Origin of the sequence: Shewanella sp. 11B5, assembly GCF_002836795.1 — a bacterium.
GTDB lineage: Bacteria > Pseudomonadota > Gammaproteobacteria > Enterobacterales > Shewanellaceae > Shewanella > Shewanella frigidimarina.
On record NZ_PJAP01000099.1, the window covers coordinates 1 to 1,288 of the forward strand.

The following is a 1,288-nucleotide window of genomic DNA, read 5'->3' on the forward strand; positions in this document are numbered from 1 at the left end:
ATCCTATTCCTTGACGGGCATATTTCTCGTTTGCTGCAAAGTTGCGAGCGCCTAAGTATTAAGTGGCATCCAAGCGACTTATTAATACAACAATTGATCCTACTCGCCCAACAATACCCACAACATTGTATAAAGCTATTGCTGACGCGTGGAGTCGGTGGCCGTGGTTATCAGGCTCCTTTGAGCGCAAACGTTACAGAAGTCGTGTCAGTGCATCCCATTCCTGAGCATTATCTTGATTGGCAGCAAAGTGGTATCTCGCTAGCATCATCACCCATATGTCTTGGCAGGCAACCTCTTCTGGCTGGAATAAAACACCTTAATCGATTGGAACAGGTGCTCATAAAGTCACAACCGCTGCATAGTACTCATCAAGATTGGTTAGTGTTTGACTGTGACGGTAATGTGATAGAGTCATCCATGGCCAACATTTTTGTAGTCAAAAATGGTCATGTGTTTACCCCAGCAATAACCCATGCAGGTGTAAGTGGTGTGATGCGTGAGACATTAATTGATACTCTGCTCTGTCAGGGCATATCTGTTATGGCTACACAATTAACACTTGGTGATATTCAGGCAGCGGACAATATATTTATAACAAACAGTTTATTTGGCATTGTTGATGTAACTGCCATTGACGATTTTCAATTTAGCCGTTGGACGCAAACATCGCGATTCAGGCACATTTTGAGTGTGAATTTATCATCATGATTAAAACCATAAAAACCTTTTTTTTAGCCAGTCTTATTCCTCTATTTACAGTCGTTTGTCTTGGAGGATATTGGCTTGTCTCTGGCTTAATCGCTTACCAAAAACAGCCACTACAGTTAACTGAAATTCAAACGTTAACGGTTGAACCTGGCACCAGTGTGATTAAGCTTGCGCAACAACTAGAGCAACAATCATTGATTACCGATAGTTGGAAAGTTAAATATCTGGTCAAACTTGAACCTAAGCTTGCTCATATAAAAACCGGTCTGTATCAAATGATCCCTGGCGATACATTAGAAGCGTTATTAAAGCGATTATATTTAGGCCAACAAGTGGTTTTTAGCATCACCTTAATCGAAGGTAAAACTATTACCGAGTGGCAGCAAACATTGTCCACTACTGAGCATTTGGCAAAGAATACCGACGACTTTAATCAAGTGTTATTACAAAATGGTGATACTTCAGGTTTGCCTGAGGGTAAGTTCTATCCAGAAACATTCCATTATCATGCAGATGATAACTTACAGACGATTTTAAACCGCAGCTACACCATGATGCAGCTAAGCTTAGCGCAAGC

Annotated in this window: 2 protein-coding genes; both read left to right on the forward strand. The window is 41.0% G+C overall.

The annotated features are described in order from the left end of the window. Positions 1 to 711, forward strand: a 711-nt coding sequence (gene pabC / locus CXF78_RS00825; protein ID WP_102035713.1) for an aminodeoxychorismate lyase, incomplete at its 5' end; no start/stop codon positions are given. Further along, on the forward strand, positions 708 to 1,288 hold a 581-nt coding region (locus tag CXF78_RS00830), incomplete at its 3' end, for an endolytic transglycosylase MltG (RefSeq protein WP_180957009.1). The genes pabC and CXF78_RS00830, both read left to right, overlap by 4 nt.